Origin of the sequence: Mesorhizobium sp. M6A.T.Ce.TU.016.01.1.1, from assembly GCF_003997065.1 — a bacterium.
In the GTDB taxonomy this organism is placed as follows: domain Bacteria; phylum Pseudomonadota; class Alphaproteobacteria; order Rhizobiales; family Rhizobiaceae; genus Mesorhizobium; species Mesorhizobium mediterraneum.
Genome location: NZ_RZTJ01000177.1, coordinates 1 through 392 on the forward strand (window position 1 = coordinate 1; position 392 = coordinate 392).

Consider the following 392-nt stretch of genomic DNA (forward strand, 5'->3'; position numbering starts at 1 on the left):
CTGTAGCAGCCGGGCGGAAAATACCCAACCGATCGTACCCAGTCTGCCATGGATCGGTTGCCGCCGACATAGCTGGGATCAGGTAGAGCGAGCCGGGTATGGCCGTTTGTAACAGCGCCCGTGCGGGAGGCGCTTTTCGTGACATCCAACGGTTGCCTCCAAGCCCGATCCTGCTGCAATCGGAGGAGAGACAATGCGTCAACATCTGCTGAACGGTTGGCTCGTGGCAGCCCTGGTCGCGACGACCTGCCTGCTCGGCGTGACCGCTTACGCGGAGGTGAAGGAAGACATCTCGCGCGTCGCCTGCACGCATGGAGGACAGGCTCCCGGCGAGCGGGGCGCACGGTGTGATACCTGTGCCGCCGCGCGATGCGATGTGCGCGCATCAGGAG

1 protein-coding gene is annotated in these 392 nt (G+C 64.0%); it reads left to right on the top strand.

All coding sequences use genetic code 11. The features are described from left to right. Window positions 1–193: 193 nt before the first annotated feature. Window positions 194–392, top strand: a 199-nt coding sequence (locus EOC94_RS34450; RefSeq protein WP_127295908.1) for a hypothetical protein, incomplete at its 3' end; no start/stop codon positions are given.